The following is a 3565-nucleotide window of genomic DNA, read 5'->3' on the forward strand; positions in this document are numbered from 1 at the left end:
TCTACCTTGCTTTTGCGCGGCTTGCGCACCAGCTGGTTTACAGTTGCCATGAAACTACTGCCTCACGCTTACAGTTCTGTGACAGAAACTGTCATATGACAGCCCTGGCACCCATTTACTGCCCATAGAACAGGGGGGCAGCGATTGTAGGGAGCCCCCGGCACCACGTCAAGATGCCAGGGACTCCGTCACTCGCCAGCAATCACTCGTCAGAGGAGCTGAGAGCCTCGGACAAGGCGGCTTCCACCTCATCCATGGTGGGCGCTTCCGGTCCGCGTGCCTCGACACGCTGACGGCGGCGCTCCAGGTGGTGAGCATAGCCGGTACCCGCTGGCACCAGACGCCCTACTACCACGTTTTCCTTCAGACCGCGCAGGTCGTCTTCCTTGCCGGTGACCGCCGCTTCGGTCAGAACCCGGGTAGTCTCCTGGAAGGACGCGGCGGAGATGAACGACTCGGTGGCCAGGGATGCCTTGGTAATACCCAGCAACTGTCGCTCGTACTGGGGCAGCATCTTGTCCTCGGCCTTGAGCCGCTCGATTTCTTCCATTACGCGGGCGTATTCCGCCTGCTCGCCCTTGATGAAGCGGGACTCACCCACTTCCAGGATCTCTACTTTACGCAGCATCTGGCGGATGATCGTTTCAATGTGCTTGTCATTGATCTTCACACCCTGCAGGCGGTAAACCTCCTGCACCTCATTAACGATGTAACGAGCCAGCTCGGATTCACCCATCAAGCGCAGGATATCGTGGGGGTTGAGCGGGCCATCAGAGACCACCTCACCCTTCTCCACTTTCTCACCCTCGAAGACGTTCAGCTGACGCCACTTGTGAATCAGCTCTTCGTAGACATCACCACCGTCATCCGGGGTGATCACCAGGCGCACCTTGCCTTTGGTTTCCTTGCCAAAAGAGACGGTACCGGACTTTTCAGCCAGGATTGCCGCTTCTTTGGGGTTCCGTGCCTCGAACAGGTCGGCAACACGTGGCAGACCACCGGTGATGTCACGGGTCTTGGAGGATTCCTGCGGAATCCGCGCAATCACGTCACCCACGGAGATGTTGGCGCCATCCTTGAGACCACACAGCGCACCGCCAGGCAGCAGATACTGGGCCGGCATATCGGTGTTGGGCATTAATACCGCCTTGCCCTTGCCATCAACCACACGCACCATTGGGCGCATGTCCTTGCCGGCGGCAGGACGGTTCTGAGTGCCCAGCACTTCGATGTTCGTCAGGCCGGTCAGTTCGTCGGTCTGGTGGTTTACGGTGATACCTTCTTCCATATCACCAAACTGCACCTTGCCTTCCACTTCCGCGATAATCGGGTGGGTATGGGGATCCCAGGTGGCAACCACCTGACCGCCATCAACCTGGTCACCTTCGCCCACGGTCACAGTGGCGCCATAGGGCAGCTTGTAACGCTCACGCTCACGACCCAGCTCATCCGCTACCGCCAGGTCGGCGGAACGGGAAACGATCACCAGACCGTCCTTGTGCTGTACGTGCTTGGCGTTGTGGAAACGCACCTTGCCGCCGTGCTTGATCTGAATGCTGGACACCGCAGAGGCCCGGCTTGCCGCACCACCAATGTGGAAGGTACGCATGGTCAGCTGGGTACCCGGCTCACCAATGGACTGGGCCGCGATAACGCCCACTGCTTCACCCACATTGACCTGATGGCCACGGGCCAGATCACGGCCGTAACAGGTGGAGCACACACCCCAGCGAGTGGCACAGGTGATCGGCGAGCGCACCAGCACTTCATCCACACCCATGGATTCCAGCTTGTTGACCCACACCTCGTCCAGCAGGGTGCCAACTTCCGCCAGCACTTCGTCCTGATTGAGCGGGTTCATCACATCACGGGCCACGACACGACCCAGAACACGCTCACCCAGAGCCTCAACCACGTCACCGCCTTCAATCAGCGGCGTCATCAGCAGGCCTTCTTCGGTACCACAATCCTCGGCGGTGACTACCAGATCCTGCGCCACGTCTACCAGACGACGGGTCAGGTAACCGGAGTTCGCCGTCTTCAAGGCGGTATCAGCCAGACCCTTACGGGCACCGTGAGTGGAGATGAAGTACTGGAGTACGTTCAGACCTTCACGGAAGTTGCTGGTAATAGGCGTTTCAATAATGGAGCCATCCGGCTTGGCCATCAGACCACGCATACCGGCCAGCTGACGAATCTGGGCCGGGGAACCCCGCGCGCCGGAATCGGCCATCATGAAGATGGAGTTGAAGGAGCCCTGCTCTTCGTCCTCGCCGTCGCGGTTTTTCACCACTTCGACGCGCAGGTTTTCCATCATTGCCTTGGCGATCTGGTCGTTGGTACGGGCCCAGATATCCACCACCTTGTTATAACGCTCGCCACGAGTTACCAGACCGGAAGCGAATTGCTCCTCGATCTCGCGAACTTCGTCTTCGGCCGCATCGATCATGGTGTACTTGGCATCCGGAATCACCATGTCTTCCACACCGATGGAGGAACCGGACAGGGTGGCTTCGCGGAAGCCCAGATACATCAGCTGGTCAGCAAAGATACAGGTTTCTTTGGTACCAAGAATCCGGTAGCAGGTGTTCAACAGCTTGGAAATCGCCTTCTTGGTCATGTTCTGGTTGACCATGGCGAAGCCCAGACCGGTGGGCACGATATCCCACAGCTTACAGCGACCCGGGGTGGTATCAGCGATAAAGGTACGCTCTTCAACGCCACCTTCCAGATCACGCACCACTTCATGAACACGCACTTTCACCCGGGCATGCAGATCAACCTGCTTGTTGGCCAGGGCACGCATCACTTCTTTGGTGTCGGCAAAAATCTGGCCTTCACCCTTGGCGTTTACCTTTTCGCGGCTGATGTAGTACAGACCCAGTACCACGTCCTGAGTCGGGCCGATGATGGGCTCACCATTGGCCGGCGACAGGATGTTGTTGGTGGACATCATCAGCGCACGGGCTTCGAGCTGGGCTTCCAGGGTCAGCGGTACGTGTACCGCCATCTGGTCACCATCGAAGTCCGCGTTGAAGGCCGCACACACCAGCGGATGCAGCTGGATCGCCTTACCTTCAATCAGTACCGGCTCGAACGCCTGGATACCCAGACGGTGAAGGGTCGGCGCCCGGTTCAACATGACCGGGTGCTCGCGAATCACTTCAGCCAGGATATCCCAAACCTCGGCAGTTTCGCGTTCGACCATCTTCTTGGCCGCCTTGATGGTGGTCGCCAGACCACGGGCTTCCAGCTTGGCAAAGATGAACGGCTTGAACAGTTCCAGCGCCATTTTCTTGGGCAGGCCGGTCTCGTGCAGCTTGAGAGACGGACCGACCACGATCACGGAACGACCGGAGTAGTCCACCCGCTTACCCAGCAGGTTCTGACGGAAACGACCCTGCTTACCCTTGATCATGTCAGCAAGGGATTTCAGCGGGCGCTTGTTGGAACCGGTGATGGCACGGCCACGACGACCGTTATCCAGCAGCGCATCCACGGATTCCTGCAGCATACGCTTTTCGTTGCGCACGATGATGTCCGGGGCGCTCAGGTCCAGCAGACG

1 protein-coding gene is annotated in these 3565 nt (G+C 58.7%); it reads right to left on the bottom strand.

The window, feature by feature from the left end; all coding sequences use genetic code 11:
• Positions 1 to 202: 202 nt before the first annotated feature.
• The coding region (gene rpoC, locus HUJ17_RS00140) for a DNA-directed RNA polymerase subunit beta' (protein ID WP_290508817.1) at positions 203 to 3565 on the bottom strand (3363 nt) is incomplete at its 5' end.

Origin of the sequence: Alcanivorax sp. (assembly GCF_014762765.1) — a bacterium.
Lineage (GTDB): Bacteria > Pseudomonadota > Gammaproteobacteria > Pseudomonadales > Alcanivoracaceae > Alcanivorax.